Consider the following 18615-nt stretch of genomic DNA (forward strand, 5'->3'; position numbering starts at 1 on the left):
TGCCTCGGGTAACGAACGACCCCGCTTTACCGTTCCCTTACTCCGGCTTCTGGTTGACGGCGAACACCTCGGCCGTCGTATGCGGCGCGGGGCGTGGTCAGACGCGGAGGACCTGGGGTCCCCGCAGGGCGTAGCGCTGGGCCTCGGCGGCGGGCAGCTGGGTGTCCGTGACGATCGTCTCGAACTCGCCGATGTGCGCGAACCGGCAGAAGCTCACGGCCCCGAACTTGGTGTGGATCCCGGCGAACACATGCCGCCGGGCCGCCCGCATGGCCTGCCGTTTGACCTCGCTCACGGCCGGGTCGGGGGTGGTCAGGCCGTGCTCGCGGGAGATGCCGTTGGCGCCGATGTAGGCGAGGTCGACGACGAAGCCGGAGAGCATCCTGGCCGTCCAGTGGTCCACGGTGGCGAGGGTGCCGGGCCGCACCCGGCCGCCGAGCAGCAGCACGGTCGTGTCGTTCTCCGCCTCGGCGAGGGTGTTCGCGGTGGCGAGCGAGGCGGTCAGGACGGTGAGGGGCCGGTCCGTCGGCAGCGCTTCGGCGATCAGCTGGGGGGTGAAGCCCTCGTCGACGAAGACGGTCTCGGCGTCCCCGAGCAGGTCGGCCGCGGCGGCCGCGATCCGGCGCTTCTCGGGTACGTGCATGGTGGTGCGGTGCGCGAGGGTCGTCTCGAAGCCCGCGCTCTCCACCGGGTGCGCGCCGCCGTGGGTGCGGCGGACAAGGCCGTGGTCCTCGAGGGCGCGCAGGTCGCGGCGGACGGTCTCCTTGGCGACGCCGAGCTCGGTCGCGAGGGCCGTGACGTCGACGCTGCCCGCGCGTCGGGCGGCCCTGACGATCTCCCGCCGGCGTTCCTCGGCACTCACGGGTGGCTCCTCTCCTCGAAGGGTGCCCGTTCGGGTGCCCTGGGAAGATTTGTACCGGGCGGGTTCCGTGGAGGCCAGGTTTGAGGTGGGGGACCGGGTGAACACCGATGAGTTGGCGCCCCGGCGCCGGTCCACCCTGAGGAGAACCACCCGAACAGAACCAGGGAGCACGCCATGGCCGACACCTCGACCAGCGACGGAATCGTCGACCTCACCCCGCAGGCGCGGATCGTCGCCCGCCTCGCCGAGCGGGTCGACGACACCGGCCTGAGTGATGTCACACCGTGTCGTGACTACGCGGTACGGAACCTCCTCGGCCACCTCACCCACCTGGCCGGCGCGTTCCGGGACGCCGCCCGCAAGGACTTCGGGCCGACCACCGACACCGACCCGGGCAGCAGCCTCCCGGACATCGGCCCCGACTGGCGGGCCGAGCTGCCCAAAGTCCTGGACGAGCTGGCCGGGGCCTGGCGCGAGCCGTCCGCCTGGGAGGGGGAGACGCGGGCGGGCGGGGTCGTGCTGCCGGCGGCCGTGATGGCGCAGGTCGCGATCGACGAGCTGGTGATCCACGGCTGGGACCTGGCCCGCGCGACCGGCCAGGACTACGCCCCGGACCCGGCGTGTCTCGCGGCGGCGTACGGGCTCCTCGACCAGTCCCGGGAGCCGGAGTCGCGCGGGACGATCTTCGGCCCGGTGGTCGAGGTACCGCAGGACGCACCGCTCCTCGACCGGGCGGTCGGACTGGCCGGCCGGGATCCGAGCTGGTCCGTGCGCTGAGGACGCGCCCGGAGGGCGATCGGCGGTCACCGAGCCGACGGTGCGGGACCGACGGGACCGACTACCCCAGTGCCGCCCGCATCATCGCCCGAGCCACCGGCGCCGCCAGCCCGTTCCCGCTGACCTCCGACCGCGCCGCCCCCGAGTCCTCGATCAGCACGGCGACGGCGACCTGCTTGCCGGACGCGTCCTCGGCGTACGACGTGAACCAGGCGTACGGCGTCTTCGAGTTGTTCTCGCCGTGCTGGGCCGTGCCCGTCTTGCCGCCGACCGTCAGGCCGGGGATCTGCGCGTTGGAACCCGTGCCCCGGTCCACCACCGTCTGCATCGCGGACGTCAGCTGCGCGGCCGTGCGCTCGCTCACCACCCGGTGCGAGGACGCGTCGGGCAGGTCCTGCAGCGTCGAGCCGTCGGCGTCGGTCACCTCGGACACCATGTGCGGGCCGACCAGCTCGCCGCCGTTCGCGAGGGCCGCCGAGACCATCGCCATCTGCAGCGGCGTCGCCGTCACGTCGAACTGGCCGATGCCGGACAGCGCCGTCTGGGCCTGGTCCATCCCGTCCGGGTAGACGCTCTCGGAGGCGCGCACCGGCACGTCCTGCTCGTCGTCGTTGAAGCCGAACTTCTCCGCCGTCGCGTTCACCTCGTCCTCGCCCAGGTCGGCGGCCAGCTTCGCGAAGACGTTGTTGCAGGAGTACTGCAGGGCCGTACGGAGCGTCGCGTCCTCGCACGGCGCCGCCCGGTTCTCGTTGCGCAGCACCGTGCTCGTGCCGGGCAGCGTGTACGGGTCGGGGCTTTCGGTGCGCTCGTCCACCGAGTCGTACAGGCCGTTCTCCAGGGCGGCCGCGGCCACCACCAGCTTGAACGTGGAGCCCGGCGGCAGCGGCTGGCGCAGCGCCCGGTTCACCATCGGCTTGTCCTCGTCCTCGGTGAGCGCCTGCCACGCGTCCCCGTCCGTGGACCCGCTGATCCTCGACGGGTCGTACGAGGGAGTGGAGACCATGCCGAGGATCTCGCCCGTCCCCGGGTCGATCGCGACGGCGGCGCCCTTGGTGTCCCCGAGCGCCTCGTACGCCGCCCTCTGCACCTTCGGGTCGAGCGTCGTGACCACGTTGCCGGGGTCGGCGTGCTTGCCGGTCACCGCGTCCACCGGGCTCTTCAGGCGGTTGTCGGTGCCGTCGAGGACGTCCTGGTAGATGCCCTCCAGCTGGGTCGCCCCGTACACCTGCGAGCTGTAGCCGGTGACGGCGGAGTAGAGCTTGCCGTCGGTGTAGGTGCGCTTGTACGCGAGGTCGCTGCCTGTCGTCCTCTCCGAGCCGGTGACGGACTCGCCGGCCACCACGATGTCGCCCAGCGGGTACGCGTACTGCTCGATCGCGCCCCGGCGGTTGTGCTTGTTGTCTGCGAGCGCTTCGCCGTCGTAGAACTGCACCCACGTCGCCCTCACGAGAAGGGCGAGCACGAGCAGCAGCGAGAAGACCGAAGCGCGCCTGATCGTCTTGTTCATCCCACAGGGGTGACGTGTCGGGAGGAGGCCGGTGTTCCCTTCCGGGCGGGTTCTCAGGAAGTCTTCATCCGGGCCGGTCCACGCGGGAGGCGCCGTATGCGGAAGGTCTCAGTCCAGCCGCAGGACGTACTCGGGGATCTCGGCGCCGCGCGCGTGCGCGTACCCGCTCTCCCGGGCCGTCACCGCGAAGCCGCACTTCTCCAGGACCCGGACCGAGCCCGCGTTGTCGGCGGCGGCCCTTCCGTACAGCGGGCGCTCCGGCACCTCGGCGAGCAGGGCGCGCAGCGCGGCTGTGGCGATGCCGCGGCCCCAGTAGGCGCGGTCGATCCAGTACGTCACCTCGCGCTCGCCGGGCTCGCCGTACACCGCGGCGCTGCCGATCACGTCACCGTCGACGAGGACCGTGCGCACCACGTCCGAGGAGTTGCGGATGCGGTCCCAGTGGCCCTGGAACAGTTCCCAGTCCGCGGTCCTCGGCGAGGTGAACGCGGCGACGCGGGCGGACTCCGGGTCGTTCATCTGCCGGAAGAAGACCGGCAGATCGCTGTCGTGGACCGGCCGCAGCGCGACCTCGTACGAAGGGCGCTCCATCAGAGCCTCCGGGTGGCGAGAGTCAGCCGCTCGCGCGCGTCGAACAGCGCGTCCTCGATCAGCTGCTCGCGGTCCGTGACCGTGTTCTCGGTGAGCGACGCCATGGTCTTGGGCAGCAGCTTGCGCACCTGCTCGTCGGTGTGGGTGGCGAGCAGCGTCTTGCCGAGCGCGGTGGAGTGCGCGGGCAGGCGGCGGCCGACGCGGGTGAAGGGCCGCAGGTAGTGCTGGGACCGGCGGGTGGCCAGGTAGACGACGTTGACGCCGTCGAGCCGGGCCAGGGAGTGCATTGCGGGGCGGCCGGCGAAATACTCCAGCAACTCCACGGTGCGCACCGCGGACTTGACCTGCGCCCCACCGCTGGCCCCGGCAGCCGGCATCGCCCTTGACCCCTTCGTTCGCCTGGACATAGCCTCCGATCCACCATTCACCCTCGGAGACGCCGTTCACCATAACGAACGCCCTGGTGGGTGGGGTCACGCCGGCGGAAAACTCCCGCATCCCGGCACGTGGCGGCACCAACAGTCACATCTGGTCACACCAGGAGGAACCGGCCGTGGCAGCACCTTCCCCCGCACCAGTCTGGAGCGTCGATCCCCGAACGGGGAAGCCACGCGAGCAGGTTGCCGTGGAGGCCACCGCGGAAGAGGTCGACCAGGCGGTACGCGCGGCCCACGCCACGCGGGCCGCACTCGCCGGCCGGGACGCCCGCGCCGCGCTCCTGCGCACCGCCGCCGACCTCCTCGACGAGAGCGCCGAGCACGTGATCGAGGCCGCCGACGCGGAGACCGCCCTCGGCCCGGGCCGCCTCACCGGCGAACTCGCCCGCACCACCGCCCAGTTGCGCTCCTTCGCGGACATCGTCGACGAGGGCGCCTACCTCGACGTACGCATCAGCCGCGCCGACGCCACCCAGACCCCGCCCTGGCCCGACCTGCGCCGCTACAAGGTCCCGCTCGGCGTCGTCGCCGTCTACGCGGCCTCCAACTTCCCGCTCGCCTTCTCCGTGCCCGGCGGCGACACCGCGAGCGCGCTCGCGGCCGGCTGCCCCGTCGTGATCAAGGCCCACCCGGACCACCCGGCCACCGCGGAGCTCTGCGCCGACGCGCTGCGCCGCGCCGCCGAGCGGGTCCAACTGCCCGGCGACGTCGTGCAGTTGGTGCACGGCTTCGACGCGGGCACGGAACTCGTACGGCATCCGCTGGTCGCCGCGGCCGGGTTCACCGGCTCGGTGCGCGGCGGCCGCGCGCTCTTCGACGCCGCCGCCGCGCGCCCGCACCCGATCCCCTTCCACGGCGAGCTGGGGTCCCTGAACCCGGTCGTCGTCACCGGGGCGGCAGCCGCCGAGCGCGCCGAAGAGATCGGCGCCGGGCTCGCCGCGTCCATGACGCTCGGCGTCGGCCAGTTCTGCACCAAGCCGGGGCTGGTCCTCGCCCCCGTCGGTGAGCCCGGCGACCGCCTGGTCGCGTCCCTCACCCACCAGGTCAGCGAGGTCGAGGCGGGCGTCCTGCTCGACCACCGGATGCGGTCGGCGTACGTCGACGGGGTGCGCGAGCGGGCCGGGCTCCCGGACGTGGACGCCCCGGTGACGCCCGGCGCGGGCGGCGAGCACACCGTCGGCGCCGGCTGCCTCACCGTGCCCGCGGCCCGGCTCGCCGCCGAGGGCGCGCACGACCTGCTCCTGGAGGAGTGCTTCGGCCCGGTCACGGTCGTCGCCCGGTACGCGGACGCCGCCGAGGTCACCGCCGTACTGTCCCGCCTGCCCGGCAACCTCACCGCGACGCTGCACCTCTCGGCGGCCGAGTCGGCGGGGGAGAGCGGCCGGGGCGCGGAACTCCTGGCCGAGCTCACGCCGCTCGCCGGGCGCGTCCTGGTCGACGGCTGGCCCACGGGTGTCGCCGTCGCCCCCGCCCAGCACCACGGCGGCCCGTACCCGGCGACCACCTCCACGTCCACCTCGGTGGGCGGCACGGCCGTCGAACGCTGGCTGCGCCCCGTCGCGTACCAGAACACCCCCGAGCCCCTGCTCCCGCCCGAGCTGCGCGACGCCAACCCGCTCGGCCTGCCGCGCCGGGTCGAGGGGTGAGCGCGGTGCTGCTGCCCGAACTGCCGTTCCCGCTGCGGGAGTTCGGCCCCGACGGGGGCTGGTCGTACGCGGACGGCGTGCTCTCCGGCCGCGCGGGCGCGGGCCAGGACCGGTTCGTCCCGCCCGGCGCTCCTTCGCCGACTCCGGCCTCGGACGCGCCCCGGCTGCTCGGCGCGCCCGAGGGCGACTTCCAGCTGATCGCCCGCGTACGGGCCGAGCTGCGGGCGCCGGGGGACGCGGGCGTGCTCTACCTGCACGTCGGCGAGCACGAGTGGGCCAAGCTCTGCCTTGAGCTCTCGCCGGACCGGGCGTACGTCTGCACGGTCGTGACCCGCGGCCACTCGGACGACGCGAACGCGTTCGAGGTGCCCGGGGAGGCGGTCTGGCTCCGCATCGCCCGCACGGGCAAGGTGTTCGCCTTCCACGCCTCGGCGGACGGCTCGCACTGGACGTTCGTCCGCGTCTTCACCCTGGGCGAGGAGACGGCGGCCCGCAACGCCCTGACCGGCTTCCTCGCCCAGTCCCCGAAGGGGGAGGGGTGCGGGGTGCGGTTCGACGGGGTGGAGTTCAGGGGGCGGGGGCTGGGGGCGCTGAGGGACGGGTCGTAGGCCGGGCCCCCGCCCCGGGCGCAAGCCGACTGAACACAGCCCGGTACGCGGACGGTGTGAGCCCCGTGCGTCGGTGCACATGCTGCCGCAGCGAGTCCGCCGTACCGAGCCCGCAGGCGCGCGCCACCTGATCCATCGGCAATGACGTCGTCTCCAGCAACTCCTTGGCCCGCTCGATGCGTTGATGCAGCAGCCACTGCAGCGGACTCACCCCGGTCTCCGCATGAAACCGCCGGGTCAGCGTCCGCACGCTGACCCCCGCGTGCCGCGCCAGGTCGGCCAGGGTGAGCGTGCGGTCCAGGTTGCGCATCGCCCAACCCCGGGTGTCCGCCGACGCGTTGCCCCGCACCGGCGGCAGCGGCGTCTGCGTGAACTGGGTCTGGCCGCCCGGCCGCACCGGCGCGACCAGCGCCAGCCGGGCCACCGTGTTCGCCACCGCCGCCCCGTAGTCCGTACGGATCATGTGCAGGCACAGGTCGATCCCCGCCGCGTACCCCGAGGCCGTCATGACCTGGCCGTCCTGGACGTAGAGGACGTCGCCCTGCACGTCCACCGACGGGTAGCGGCGCCGCAGCTCCGCCGCCAGACCGTGGTACGTCGTCGCCGCGCGCCCTTCGAGCAGCCCCGCCTCGGCCAGCACGAACGCGCCGCTGCAGATCGACGCGATCCGCTTGCCCGCCGCCTCCGCCGCGCGCACGACGGCCACGGTCCGCGGATCCGGGGCGTAGCGGTCGCCGGTGCCCGCGACCATCACCGTGTCGGCGTCCGCGGCCGCCTCCAGGCCCCGGTCGATGCGGAGCGCGTACCCGCCCGTGGTGACGACCTGGCCCGGATCGGCCGTACACAGCACGAGCTCGTACCCGGGACGGCCGTCCACCTCGACCTTCTCGAACAGCAGCTCCGGAATGGCGAGGTTGAACATCGACACGGGCGAGGGCGCGATCACCGCGACCCGGTGCGGCACCGGCAGGGGCGACGACGAGCGCATGGCCAGAACCTCCGGACGTATGGCATTCAGGCCACTACTGTACGGCCGCGAAGATCGACAGGCTGGCCGCATGACCGTCACCACACCTCCCGGGAAGTCCCCACCAGGCCTGAGCGGGGCCGAGTTGGGCGCATCCGGCAGGCCCCCGCACGCCACCGCCTCCCCGGCCCTCACCCTCCTCGCCGCGCTCCTCGGCTTCGCCCTGATCACTCTGGACGCCTCCATCGTCAACGTCGCGCTGCCCGCCATCGGCGACGCGCTGGGCGGCGGCATGACCGGACTGCAGTGGGTGGTCGACGCGTACACCCTCGCCTTCGCCGCCCTCATGCTGTCCACCGGCGCCTTCTCCGACCGGGCCGGCGCCACCCGCGCGTACGGAATCGGCGTCGCCCTGTTCACCGCCGCGTCCGTGGCCTGCGCGCTCGCCCCGAGCCTCGGCCTGCTGACCGGGGCCCGCGTCGTCCAGGGCATCGGCGCCGCGGTCGTCCTGCCCGCCTCGCTCTCCCTCGTCCGGCAGGCGTACGCCGACACCGCCGCGCGGGCCCGCGCCGTCGCGCTGTGGGCGGCGGGCGGCTCGGTCGCCCTCGCGCTCGGGCCGGTCGCGGGCGGCGCCCTCACCACCGCCTGGGACTGGCGCGGCATCTTCCTCGTCAACGTGCCGCTCGGTGCGGCCGCCCTCGCCCTGCTGGTGCGCGCGCCGCGCGTGCAGCGCCGCCCCGCACCGCTCGACCTGCCCGGACAGCTCACCGCCGCCGTCGCCCTGATCGCGCTCACCCTCGCCGTCATCGAGGGCGGCACGACCGGCCTCGTCTCCGGCGCCGTGGCGCTCGCCGCCGGTGCGCTCTTCTTGTACGTCGAGTCGCGGCAGCCGCACCCGGTCGTGCCGCTCGGCCTGTTCCGCGACCGGACCGTGGCCGTCGTGGTGGCCTCGGGCGCCGCGTGCAGCGTCGCGTTCTACGGGGTGGTCTTCGTGTTCAGCCTGTTCTTCCAGCAGGTGCAGGGGCGGTCGGCGCTCGAAGCCGGGCTGATGTTCCTGCCGATGACCGGCCTCATCGCGGTGACGAACGTCGCCTCGGGCAAGCTCGCGGGGCGCTACGGGCCCCGGGTGCCGATGATCGCCGGGCAGGCGCTGGCGTCCCTCGGCTTCCTGCTCGTCGTCCCGGTCGACGCCGACACCCCCGCCCTGCACCTCGCGTTCCTCCTCGTCCCGCTCGCCCTCGGCTGCGCCCTGACCATCCCGCCGCTGACGGCCGCGATGATGGAGGCCGTCCCCGCGGAGCGCGCCGGTGTCGCGGCGGGTGTCCTGAACGCCGCCCGGCAGGTGTCCGGCGGCCTCGGCATCGCGGTCTTCGGCGCGCTGCTCGCCGAGGAGTTCGTGCCGGGGCTGCGGACGAGCATGCTGATCAGCGCGGGGCTGCTGGCGGTGACGGCGGTGGCGACGCTGTGGCTGCGGTCCGGGCCGCGCCCCGCCCCACGGGAAAAGACGGCCTGAGTCCGCCCCGCGCGCGGGAAAACTCGTTTCGGCCATGCCGTCCCGCCCTGCGACACTGCGTCCATGCTGACCATCAGAGACGCCGTCGCGCAGGACTGGGACCGCATCTGGCCGTTCTGGCAGCAGATCGTGAGCGCCGGGGAGACGTACTCCTGGGACCGGGACACCCCGAAGGACGCCGCTCGGGAACTCTGGATGCCGCCCGGTGGGCGGGTGTTCGTGGCCGTCGACGACTCCGGTCCCGACACCGTCCTCGCCTCCGCGTCCGTGAAGCGGAACTACGGCGGACCGGCCGCGCACGTCGCCAACGCCGGGTTCATGGTCGACCCGGCGCACACCGGCCGCGGCATCGGGCGCCGCCTGGCCGAGCATGTCCTCGACGCGGCCGCGCAGGACGGGTACGAGGCGATGGTGTTCAACGCGGTCGTCGAGACCAACCCGGCCCTCGCGCTGTGGCGCTCCCTCGGCTTCACCGTCGTCGGCACCGTCCCCGAGGCCTTCGAGCATCCGACGCGGGGGCGGGTCGCGCTGTACGTCATGCATCGCCGGCTCCGAGAACCGCCCACTGAGAGCGGAAGGGCCGCTCCCGGCGGGAATGCCGGGTTGCGCCGCCGCGGCTGCGAGGTTCCGCAGGTCAAGGGTGACGTATAAGCACCGCTTGGGGCCACCCCGTAACAACGCGCAATGGACGAGGGGTTGGGCCGCCCCCCAGAGTGGAGGCATGGAGAGCCTCTTGGGTGCGGCCTTCGCACCGCAGACGACGTATCTGAACACCGCGAGCAGCGGCCTGCTCCCCGCCGACGGGGTGCGCGCCGTGCAGGACGCCGTCGCGGCGATCGCGGCCGGGCGGGCCGGGGACATGTTCGCCGACGTGGAGGCCGCCCGCGCCGCCTTCGCCCGGATCGTCGGCGTCCCGGCGACCCGCGTGGCCGCCGGTGACTCCGTCGCCGTCTACACCGGCCTGATCGCCGCCTCCCTGCCGCCGGGCGCCGAAGTCCTGGTCCCCGAGGGCGACTTCAGTTCGCTGGTCAACCCGTTCCACGTGCGCGGCGACCTCAAGGTCCGCACCGTCCCGCTCGACGGGCTCGCCGAGGCCGTCCGACCCGGCACCGCCCTCGTCGCGTTCAGCCTGGCCCAGTCCGCCGACGGCCGCATCGCCGACCTCGACGCGGTCCGCGCCGCCGCCCGCGCCCACGGCGCCCGTACGCTCGTCGACGTCTCGCAGTCCGCGGGCTGGCTGCCGTACGACGCCTCCGGCGACGACTTCACGGTGGCCGTCGCCTTCAAGTGGCTGCTCTGCCCGCGCGGCGTCACGTTCCTCGTCGTGCCGGAGGACTTCGGCTCGCTCACGCCGGTCCTCGCGGGCTGGGTCGCGGGGGAGGAGCCGTGGGACAGCTGCTACGGGCCGGTCCGCGAACTCGCGCACTCCGCCCGGCGGTTCGACGTCAGCCCCAGCCTGCTCTCGTACGTCGGCGCCCGGCACGGCCTCGACCTCGTCGAGCGGATCGGGGTGGCGGCGGTGCACGCCCACGACACCGCGCTGGCCGACCGGTTCCGGGCGGGGCTCGCCCGGCTGGGGCACCGGCCCGTCGACGCGCCGGGCTCGGCGATCGTGTCCGTGCCGGGGCTCGGCTTCCGGCAGCCGGAGCTGAGCCGTGCGGGCATCGAGGTGTCGGACCGGGCGGGCAGCCTGCGGGCCGCGTTCCACCTGTACAACTCGGGCGCGGACGTGGACCGGCTGCTGGCTGCGCTGGCCTGAACCGCCTGTGTCCGTACGACAGTTGGCCCGGCTCCCTCAAGGGGAACCGGGCCAAGCGTCACATCACTTGGGTCACCGCGAGGGCCTCACCGTACCGGGGTGAAGTCCCTGGCGCCGATGTACTCGGGGCGCCGGATGGGTGCCGCGAAGGGTTCCTGCGCCGTGTTCTCCACGCTGTTGAAGACGAAGAACACGTTGCTCCGCGGGAAGGGAGTGATGTTGTCCCCACTGCCGTGCATGGTGTTGCAGTCGAACAGCACGGCCGAACCGGCGCTGCCGACCCACTGGGCGATCCCGTGTTCGTCCGAGAGCTTCGTCAGCGCCTCGTCGGAGGGGATGCCCGCGTCCTGCATCTGCAGGGACCGCTTGTAGTTGTCCTTCGGAGTGGCGCCCTCGCAGCCGAGGAAGGTGCGGTGCGAACCCGGCACGAGGAGCAGGCTGCCGTTGTACGCGTAGTTCTCGGTGAGGGCGATGGACACGGACACGGTCCGCATGTTCGCGAGCCCGTCCTCCGCATGCCACGTCTCGAAGTCGGAGTGCCAGTAGAAGCCGGAGGCGCCGAAGCCGGGCTTCACGTTGATCCGTGACTGATGGATGTAGACGTCCGAACCCAGGATCTGCCGGGCCCGTCCGACGACGCGCGGGTCCGCCGCCAGCTTGGCGAAGACCTCGCTGATCTTGTGCACCTCGAAGAGGGAACGGATCTCTCCCGAGCTCTTCTCCACGATGGAACGCTCGTCGGCACGCATCGCGGGGTCCTGGGTCAGACGGTTCAGCTCCGCCTGGTAGACGCCCACTTCGTTGCCGGAGACCAGCTCGTCGACCTGGAAGAAACCGTCCCGGTCGAACGCCGACAGCTCCGCGGCCGCGAACGGCCCCTCCGTACCCGGCTCGGACCAGATGACTGGGTCCTTGCGCTCGGTGAGCACCTCGGCGGTGCCTCGGGTCGGGTACAGGTCTGCGGTGCGTTCGGGTGCGGTGGTCATGGTGTTGCCTGCCTCTCCTCTCGTACGGCCCTGTTCGGGATGTACCCGGCTGCCGCATCCCGCCCCCGAGGCGGGATGCGGCAGCCGGGAGTCAAGGGGGGCTCTCAGCCCTGGTGTCAGCTCTCGTCAGGCTCCGTGAGCAGCGGGTACACGCCGTTCTCGTCGTGGTCCTCGCGGCCCGTCACCGGCGGGTTGAAGACACAGATGCAGTGAAAGTCCTCCTTGATACGCATCGTGTGCTTCTCGTGCCCGTTGAGCAAGTACATGGTGCCCGGCGTGATGATGTATTTCTCGCCGGTCGTGTCGTCGGTCAGCTCCGCCTCGCCCTTGGTGCAGACGACGGCCTCGATGTGGTTGGCGTACCACATGGACGTCTCGGTGCCCGCGTAGAGGATGGTCTCGTGCAGCGAGAAGCCGACGCGCTCCTTGGCGAGCACGATGCGCTTGCTCTCCCAGGTGCCCGAGGCGGACTTGACGTGCCGGTCGGTGCCTTCAATGTCCTTGAACGAACGGACGATCACGGTGAGTTGGTTCCTTTTCTCTTACGTGCGTACAGCTGGGGTGAGGGCCGCGCTCAGGCGGTCTCGCGTACGGCGCGGGCCAGGGTGCGCAGGCCCTCGTCCAGCTCCTCCTGCGTGATGGTGAGCGCGGGCAGGAGTTTCACGACCTCGCTCTCCGGGCCGGAGGTCTCGATCAGCAGACCCAGCTCGAAGGCGCGGTGCGCGACCTTGCCCGCGCGCTCCTTGTCGCGGAACTCCAGGCCCCAGACCAGGCCGCGGCCCCGGTACTCCACGGTCTCGCCGGGGTGCTCGGCGCGGATCGCCTTCAGGGCCTGCTCGACCTGCTCGCCGCGGGCGAGGGTCTGCTTCTCCATCTGGCCGTCCGCCCAGTAGGCGTCGAGCGCGGCGGCCGCGGTGACGAACGCCGGGTTGTTGCCGCGGAAGGTGCCGTTGTGCTCGCCCGGCTCCCACACGTCCAGCTCGGGCTTGAACAGGGTCAGCGCGAACGGCAGGCCGTAGCCGGAGATGGACTTCGAGACGGTGACGATGTCCGGCACGATGCCCGCCTCCTCGAAGGAGAAGAACCCGCCGGTGCGGCCGCAGCCCATCTGGATGTCGTCGACGATGAGCAGCATGTCCCAGCGCTTGCACACGTCGGCGAGCTGGCGCAGCCACTCGGCGCGGGCCACGTTGATGCCGCCCTCGCCCTGGACCGTCTCGACGATCACGGCGGCGGGCTGGTTCAGGCCGGAGCCGGAGTCCTCCAGGAGACGCTCGAACCAGATGAAGTCCGGGGTCTTGCCGTCCAGGTAGTTGTCGAACGGCATCGGCGTGCCGTGCACCAGCGGGATGCCGGCGCCGGCGCGCTTGAAGGAGTTGCCGGTCACGGCGAGCGAGCCGAGCGACATGCCGTGGAAGGCGTTGGTGAAGGACACGATCGACTCGCGGCCCTTGACCTTGCGGGCCAGCTTCAGCGCGGCCTCGACGGCGTTGGTGCCCGTCGGGCCCGGGAACATGACCTTGTACGGCAGGTCGCGGGGGCGCAGGATCGTGTTCTGGAACGACTCCAGGAAGGCGCGCTTGGCCGTGGTCGACATGTCCAGGCCGTGCGTGACGCCGTCCCGCTCGATGTAGTCGATGAGGGCGCGTTTCAGGACGGGGTTGTTGTGCCCGTAGTTGAGCGAGCCGGCCCCGGCGAAGAAGTCGAGGTACTCGTGGCCGTCCTCGTCGTACATGCGGCTGCCCTGCGCGCGGTCGAAGACCGTCGGCCAACCGCGGCAGTAGCTGCGCACCTCCGACTCCAGGGTCTCGAAGACGCTCAGGTCCGGCTGGGTGATGGTCACAGCGAATCTCCTCCTGGGAGATATAGGCGTGGGGGGTCCGAGTGGATGGATCGGGTCTGGCGGGTGGACTGCGGACCGCTCGGGGCGGCCCGCCGGGGGCGGGTCAGTACGGCAGCGGCCCGATGCGGTAGAGCACCTCGGGTTCGTGGCCGCCGTCGGGGAACTGTTCGGCGCTGAACAGCACCTCCCGCGCGAGGTCGGCTCCGTGGCGCTGCGCGAACGACGTGAACAGGCGCTGCGACGGGATGTTGTCGGGGGAGATGGTGGTCTCCAGGGACCGGAGCCCGTACTCCTTCCCGACGCGCTGGGCCAGTCCGTCCAGCATCGCGGCGGCCAGGCCGCGGCCGCGCTGCGAGGCGTCGACGGCGACCTGCCACACCAGGAGGGTGTGCGGGCGGTCGGGCCTGATGTATCCGGTGATGAACCCGACCGCTTCCCCGTGCGCGTCTCGCGCGATCACCGAGGTGCCGGCGAAGTCACGGCACCACAGCAGATAGCTGTACGAGGAGTTGAGGTCGAGGGTCTTCGAGTCACGGGCGATGCGCCAGAGTGCGGCTCCGTCCGTCACCTCCGGGGTGTCGAGCCGCAAGTCCCCCGGCATTTCGCGAAAGGCGGTACGGGCACTTGCAAGGTCTGCTTGTGCGGCTGTCATGCATATTGAATTTACCGACCGAAAATTGAAATTGCATCGCGAGGAGGGGTTACCTGAACGCGCATCTTGTGTTATCACGCGGGCGTGCGCGCTCGCGCAAACAGCCCGCCAGATGCCCGATTTTGTACGGAAATGCCGGGGCGAATCGCTGTACGTGTGGCGTCGGTCACAGGCCCGAAACCCCCCTGAGATCTGCCCGAATTACGTCGTTTGGCGTTCTCAAATCTTTGCGTTTAGAACCGGGAGAAGCGGGCAGAAGAATACGGGAAGCTGCGTGGAAAGCGGCTCCCCGTATTCGTGAATACGCGATTAGTTTATGGCCCCGGAAGGTTTTTCAGCCGGTGGCTCCGGTGGGCTGCGCGAAAATGCGCGAGCCCTCCTTGAAGCTACTCCCAGGCACCCGTCACCGCACGCCGGGCCGCCTCCAGGTCCACCGCGAGCCCGGCCTCGCCGAGCGCCGCGCCGAGCGCCGCCAGGCTCGCGTGCACCGCGCCCCGGGTCGCGTCCGGACCGTAGTGGTTGACCCGGATCATCTCCTTGGCCAGCGCCCCGCCGCCCGCCGCCAGGGGAAGCGCCGGATCGGCCGCGAGCGCCCGCGCCACCAGGCCGGACGCGTCCACGCCCGCAGGCGCGCGCAGCGTCGTCGCCACCGGTGCCGCGTCCCGCGCCTCGTACACGTACGGCTCCAGGACCCCGAGCGCCGCCGCGCCCGCCCGCGTCGCCGCCGCGGCCGTCGCGTGCCGGGCCATCACCGCGTCCAGGCCCTCCGCCTCGATCCGCTCCGCGCACGCCTCAAGGGCCAGCATCTCCAGCTGCGCCGGGGCGTGCAGCAGCGCCTTGCGGCCGCCGTCGATCCAGCGCGCCTTCCAGTCCAGAAGCGACAGATACGAGGCGCGCGGCGCCTGCGGGTTCTCCGCGAACCGCCGCCAGGCCCGCTCGCTCACCGACACCGCCGACACCCCGGCCGGGCCGCCCATCGCCTTCTGCGCGCCGATGACGCACAGGTCGACGCCCCAGGCGTCCGGAAGCACCGGCTCCGCGCCGATCGAGGCCACCGCGTCCAGGTAGAACATCGCGCCGTGCTCCCGCACCACCTCGCCGATCTCCGCGACCGGGTTGGTGTTGCCCGTCGCCGCCTCCGCGTGCACGAGCGAGACGAAGTCGATCTCCGGGTGCTCGGCGAACGCCTGACGCACCTGGTCCGCGGTGACGGCCGTGTGGAAGGGCACCGCCAGGTCGACCACGGTGGCGCCGCAGTCCCGCAGCCAGTTGCCGAAGGTCTGCCCGTACGGACCGGTGACCACGTTCAGGGCGGTGGAGCCCGGCCGCGCACCGGAGCGGATGCCGGCCTCCAGGGGCAGCAGCGCCTCGCCCTGCATGATCACGACGTCCTGCTCGGTCCGAAGCAGCCGCGCCACCCGCTGCTCGATCGCGGCGAAGTGCGCGGGGGTCAGCGGAGCCAGGTCGAGGAGGGGGTGCGTCACGGTGGTGCTCTCTTCTTGACGGGTCTGGAGAGGTCCGGCGGTCCCGGGCCGGTCCGGGGTTGACGTGCGGTCCCGGACCGGTGCGGGGTGACGTGTTCTTGTCCGGGTGCCGGGTCGAGCGTACCGAGTGGGATCTACGCTGCCGACATGAGCGATTCAGGGGTGCACGCAGGCGTGCTGAGGGTCCGGGGGCGGGTGCTCGTCGGGCCGGAGGACGTACGGGACGAGCTGTGGGTGGTCGGCGGGCGGGTGAGCTTCACGCGGCCGCCGGGCGCGGACGACGTGACGACCGTCGAGGGGTGGGCGCTGCCCGGCCTCGTCGACGCGCACTGCCATGTGGGCCTGGACGCGCACGGCCCGGTCGACGCGGAGACCGCCGAGCGGCAGGCCCTGACCGACCGGGACAACGGGACGCTGCTGATCCGGGACGCGGGCTCGCCCTCCGACACCCGCTGGATCGACGACCGCGACGACCTGCCGAAGATCATCCGCGCGGGCCGGCACATCGCCCGTACGAAGCGCTACATCCGCAACTACGCCCACGAGATCGAGCCGGACGAGCTGGTCGCCTACGTCGGCCAGGAGGCGCGGCGCGGCGACGGCTGGGTCAAGCTGGTCGGGGACTGGCTCGACCGCTCCACCGGCGACCTCGGTGCCTGCTGGCCGCGCGCCGAGGTGGAGGCCGCGATCGCCGAGGCGCACCGGCTCGGCGCCCGCGTCACCGCGCACTGCTTCGCCGAGGACTCGCTGCGGGACCTGGTCGAGGCGGGCATCGACTGCATCGAGCACGCCACCGGCCTCACCGAGGACACCATCCCGCTCTTCGCCGAGCGCGGCGTCGCCATCGTCCCGACCCTGGTGAACATCGCGACGTTCCCGAAGCTGGCGGCGGGCGGCGACGGCAAGTTCCCCATCTGGGCCGACCACATGCGCCGCCTGTACGACCGCCGCTACGACACCGTGCGCGCCGCCTACGACGCGGGCATCCCCGTCTTCGTCGGCACCGACGCGGGCGGCGGGCTCGCGCACGGCCTCGCCGCCGCCGAGGTCGTCGAGCTCACCCGGGCCGGCATCCCGCCGCTCGCCGCGCTCTCCGCCACCACGTGGGGCGCCCGCGACTGGCTCGGCCGCCCCGGCCTCACCGAGGGCGCCCCCGCGGACCTGGTCGTGTACGACGAGGACCCGCGCGCGGACGTACGGGCGCTCGCGGCCCCGCGCAGGGTCGTGGTGAACGGGAACGTCGTGGGGTGACCTGGCGGGCGCGGCGCGGTCTCGCCCGGCGCGCGCACCCGCCGAGGGGGCCCGGTCACCGCCCCGCGAGCACCAGTGCCCGGTCCAGGGCCTGGAGCAGCCGGCCCGTCGTCGCCCGGTCCCGTACGGCGAGCCGGAGCCAGTGCGCGTCCAGGCCCGGGAACGTGTCGCCGCGGCGGACCGCGAAGCCCAGGTCGCGCAGGCGGGCGCGGACCGCTGCCGCCCGCCCGACGCGGATCAGGACGAACGGGCCCTCCGCCGCCGGCACCGCCGCGACCTCGTCGAACTCGGCCAGGCCGGCGAGGAGGTGCGCCCGGTCGGCGGCGATCGCGTGCGCCGCCGTGTCCGCCTCGGCCAGGGCACGCGGGGTCATGCACGCCTCGGCGGCCGCGAGCGCGGGCGTGGACACCGGCCACAGCGGCTGGGCCCGCTCCAGGTCCGCGACCGTCTCCGGGGCGGCCAGGACGTAGCCGATGCGCAGGCCCGCGAGGCCCCAGGTCTTGGTGAGGCTGCGCAGCACCACGAGGCCCGGCACGTCCGTACGGCCCGCGAGCGCCTCCCGCTCGCCCGGCACCGCGTCCATGAACGCCTCGTCCACGACCAACGTCCGCCCGGGACGCGCGAGTCGGGTGAGCAGCGCGGCGGGGTGCAGCACGGACGTCGGGTTGGTCGGGTTGCCCAGCACCACCAGGTCCGCGTCGTCCGGCACCGCCGACGGGTCGAGCCGGAAGCCGTCCTCGGCGCGCAGAAGTACCCGCCGCACCTCGTGCCCCGCGTCCCGCAGCGCCGCCTCCGGCTCCGTGAACTGCGGGTGCACGACCACCGGCCGCCGTACCCGCAGCGCCCGCGCGAGCAGGACGAACGCCTCCGCCGCGCCCGCGGTGAGCAGCACCCGCTCCGGCGCCAGCCCGTGCCGCCGGGCCACCGCGGCCCGCGCGTCCCGGCCGTCCGGGTACGCGGCGAGGGACGTGAGGGACGCGGCGATGTGCTCGCGCAGCCACGAAGGGGGCGTGTCCGTACGGACGTTGACCGCGAGGTCGGTCAGCTGCGAGCCGTCGTCCCTGACCTCGGCGTCGCCGTGGTGGCGCAGGTCGTGGGGGCCGAGCGGGGTGTCCGGTTCAGTCGGTCGCTGCATGGCCGTCCTGGTCCTTGAGTACGGGCCCGGGGGCGGGTGCGGGGGCGGGTGCGGGTGCGGTGCCGGGTGCGTGGTGCGCGGGTGCGTGGTGCGCGGGTGCGTGGTGGCGCCGTGCCGCCAGGCCGGGCGGGGCCGGGACCTGGCCGACCGCGGCGGCGGTGCGCACCTCGGCCTCCGGGTGCGCCTCCGCCCAGCCCTCGGCCTGCGCCCGCACCCGTGCGGGCAGGGCCCCGTCGAGCGGGACGTACGGCAGCACCACGATCCGCCGCGCCCCGAGCCGTACGCAGCGGTCGAGGCCGCTCGGCACGTCCGGCGCGGCGAGCGACGCGAACGCCGGTTCCACGCCCGCGTACCCGCGTCCCTCCCACAGCAGCCGCGCCGCCCGGCACACCTCGGCGTTGGCCTCCGGGTCGCCGGAGCCGGGGCCGACGAGCAGCACCGTGACCCCCGCCCGGTCGCCCGGCGTGCGCGCCCCCGCGCCGAGCGCGTCCTCGACCCGCTGTTCCAGGGCATCGTGCGGCACCGGCCGGGAGGCGGCCTGGTCGGTCACAGGTCTGGTCACACGGTCTCCTCGGTCACATGGTCTCCTCGGTCACG

17 protein-coding genes and 2 pseudogenes are annotated in these 18615 nt (G+C 73.0%); 7 read left to right on the forward strand and 12 right to left on the reverse strand.

What is annotated here, in order from left to right:
- Nucleotides 1-97: 97 nt before the first annotated feature.
- Nucleotides 98-862: a DeoR/GlpR family DNA-binding transcription regulator gene (locus tag QIS99_RS14580; protein ID WP_282513715.1), complete on the reverse strand. Its 765-nt coding sequence runs from the start codon at nucleotides 860-862 to the stop codon at nucleotides 98-100.
- Nucleotides 863-1036: 174 nt separating this feature from the next.
- On the opposite strand from QIS99_RS14580, the gene QIS99_RS14585 reads away from it, so the two are divergent.
- The gene (locus QIS99_RS14585) at nucleotides 1037-1639 is read left to right on the forward strand and encodes a TIGR03086 family metal-binding protein (RefSeq protein ID WP_282513717.1); all 603 of its coding nucleotides are present in this window, start codon (nucleotides 1037-1039) and stop codon (nucleotides 1637-1639) included.
- Between the two features lie 61 nt (nucleotides 1640-1700).
- On the opposite strand, the gene QIS99_RS14590 is transcribed toward QIS99_RS14585, so the two are convergent.
- The 3 genes from QIS99_RS14590 to QIS99_RS14600 all read right to left on the reverse strand — a co-directional run bounded on the left by QIS99_RS14590 (nucleotide 1701) and on the right by QIS99_RS14600 (nucleotide 4114).
- Nucleotides 1701-3146, reverse strand: a complete 1446-nt coding sequence (locus QIS99_RS14590) for a peptidoglycan D,D-transpeptidase FtsI family protein (RefSeq protein ID WP_282513718.1) — start codon at nucleotides 3144-3146, stop codon at nucleotides 1701-1703.
- Nucleotides 3147-3254: 108 nt separating this feature from the next.
- Nucleotides 3255-3737, reverse strand: coding sequence for a GNAT family N-acetyltransferase (locus QIS99_RS14595; RefSeq protein ID WP_282513719.1), 483 nt, complete (start codon nucleotides 3735-3737; stop codon nucleotides 3255-3257).
- Nucleotides 3737-4114: an IclR family transcriptional regulator domain-containing protein gene (locus tag QIS99_RS14600; protein ID WP_282513720.1), complete on the reverse strand. Its 378-nt coding sequence runs from the start codon at nucleotides 4112-4114 to the stop codon at nucleotides 3737-3739. Before QIS99_RS14600 ends, QIS99_RS14595 begins: the two co-directional genes overlap by 1 nt.
- 176 nt (nucleotides 4115-4290) lie before the next feature.
- On the opposite strand from QIS99_RS14600, the gene QIS99_RS14605 reads away from it, so the two are divergent.
- Nucleotides 4291-5820, forward strand: a complete 1530-nt coding sequence (locus tag QIS99_RS14605) for an aldehyde dehydrogenase (NADP(+)) (RefSeq protein WP_282513721.1) — start codon at nucleotides 4291-4293, stop codon at nucleotides 5818-5820.
- Between the two features lie 5 nt (nucleotides 5821-5825).
- A complete protein-coding gene (locus QIS99_RS14610; RefSeq protein WP_282513722.1) occupies nucleotides 5826-6428 on the forward strand; it encodes a DUF1349 domain-containing protein in 603 nt (200 codons plus the stop codon).
- Here the strand turns inward: QIS99_RS14610 and QIS99_RS14615 are convergent.
- On the reverse strand, nucleotides 6388-7416 hold the full coding sequence (locus QIS99_RS14615; RefSeq protein ID WP_282513723.1) for a GlxA family transcriptional regulator: 1029 nt from the start codon (nucleotides 7414-7416) through the stop codon (nucleotides 6388-6390). The genes QIS99_RS14610 and QIS99_RS14615 overlap by 41 nt on opposite strands.
- 70 nt (nucleotides 7417-7486) lie before the next feature.
- Between QIS99_RS14615 and QIS99_RS14620 the strand changes: the two genes are divergently transcribed.
- The 3 genes and pseudogenes from QIS99_RS14620 to QIS99_RS14630 all read left to right on the forward strand — a co-directional run bounded on the left by QIS99_RS14620 (nucleotide 7487) and on the right by QIS99_RS14630 (nucleotide 10667).
- A complete protein-coding gene (locus QIS99_RS14620; RefSeq protein WP_282513724.1) occupies nucleotides 7487-8908 on the forward strand; it encodes an MFS transporter in 1422 nt (473 codons plus the stop codon).
- Between the two features lie 66 nt (nucleotides 8909-8974).
- Nucleotides 8975-9460 (forward strand): annotated as a pseudogene (locus QIS99_RS14625) (N-acetyltransferase family protein); the annotation flags it as partial.
- Between the two features lie 169 nt (nucleotides 9461-9629).
- The gene (locus QIS99_RS14630; protein ID WP_282513725.1) at nucleotides 9630-10667 is read left to right on the forward strand and encodes an aminotransferase class V-fold PLP-dependent enzyme; all 1038 of its coding nucleotides are present in this window, start codon (nucleotides 9630-9632) and stop codon (nucleotides 10665-10667) included.
- Nucleotides 10668-10753: 86 nt separating this feature from the next.
- Here the strand turns inward: QIS99_RS14630 and thpD are convergent, their stop codons facing one another.
- The 5 genes from thpD to QIS99_RS14655 form a co-directional block, all read right to left on the reverse strand.
- The gene (thpD, locus tag QIS99_RS14635) at nucleotides 10754-11653 is read right to left on the reverse strand and encodes an ectoine hydroxylase (RefSeq protein WP_282513726.1); all 900 of its coding nucleotides are present in this window, start codon (nucleotides 11651-11653) and stop codon (nucleotides 10754-10756) included.
- 116 nt (nucleotides 11654-11769) lie between these two features.
- Nucleotides 11770-12174: an ectoine synthase gene (locus QIS99_RS14640; protein ID WP_282513727.1), complete on the reverse strand. Its 405-nt coding sequence runs from the start codon at nucleotides 12172-12174 to the stop codon at nucleotides 11770-11772.
- A gap of 53 nt (nucleotides 12175-12227) precedes the next feature.
- On the reverse strand, nucleotides 12228-13496 hold the full coding sequence (gene ectB, locus QIS99_RS14645; protein WP_282513728.1) for a diaminobutyrate--2-oxoglutarate transaminase: 1269 nt from the start codon (nucleotides 13494-13496) through the stop codon (nucleotides 12228-12230).
- A 103-nt stretch (nucleotides 13497-13599) separates the two neighbouring features.
- The gene (ectA, locus tag QIS99_RS14650) at nucleotides 13600-14148 is read right to left on the reverse strand and encodes a diaminobutyrate acetyltransferase (RefSeq protein WP_282513729.1); all 549 of its coding nucleotides are present in this window, start codon (nucleotides 14146-14148) and stop codon (nucleotides 13600-13602) included.
- A gap of 386 nt (nucleotides 14149-14534) precedes the next feature.
- A complete protein-coding gene (locus tag QIS99_RS14655; protein ID WP_282513730.1) occupies nucleotides 14535-15632 on the reverse strand; it encodes a pyridoxal-phosphate-dependent aminotransferase family protein in 1098 nt (365 codons plus the stop codon).
- A 147-nt stretch (nucleotides 15633-15779) separates the two neighbouring features.
- On the opposite strand from QIS99_RS14655, the gene QIS99_RS14660 reads away from it, so the two are divergent.
- Nucleotides 15780-16883 (forward strand): amidohydrolase family protein, encoded by a 1104-nt coding sequence (locus tag QIS99_RS14660; RefSeq protein ID WP_282513731.1) that lies wholly within the window; start codon nucleotides 15780-15782, stop codon nucleotides 16881-16883.
- A gap of 55 nt (nucleotides 16884-16938) precedes the next feature.
- Here QIS99_RS14660 and cobC read toward each other — a convergent pair whose 3' ends face one another.
- Nucleotides 16939-18018 carry an Rv2231c family pyridoxal phosphate-dependent protein CobC gene (cobC, locus tag QIS99_RS14665; protein WP_282513732.1) on the reverse strand — a complete coding sequence of 360 codons (1080 nt, stop codon included), beginning with the start codon at nucleotides 18016-18018 and terminating at the stop codon, nucleotides 16939-16941.
- A pseudogene (locus QIS99_RS14670) lies at nucleotides 18002-18547 on the reverse strand (CbiX/SirB N-terminal domain-containing protein); the annotation flags it as partial. The pseudogene QIS99_RS14670 and the gene cobC, both read right to left, overlap by 17 nt.
- Between the last annotated feature and the right edge of the window lie 68 nt (nucleotides 18548-18615).

It is taken from the genome of Streptomyces solicavernae (assembly GCF_029968095.1).
Lineage (GTDB): Bacteria > Actinomycetota > Actinomycetes > Streptomycetales > Streptomycetaceae > Streptomyces > Streptomyces solicavernae.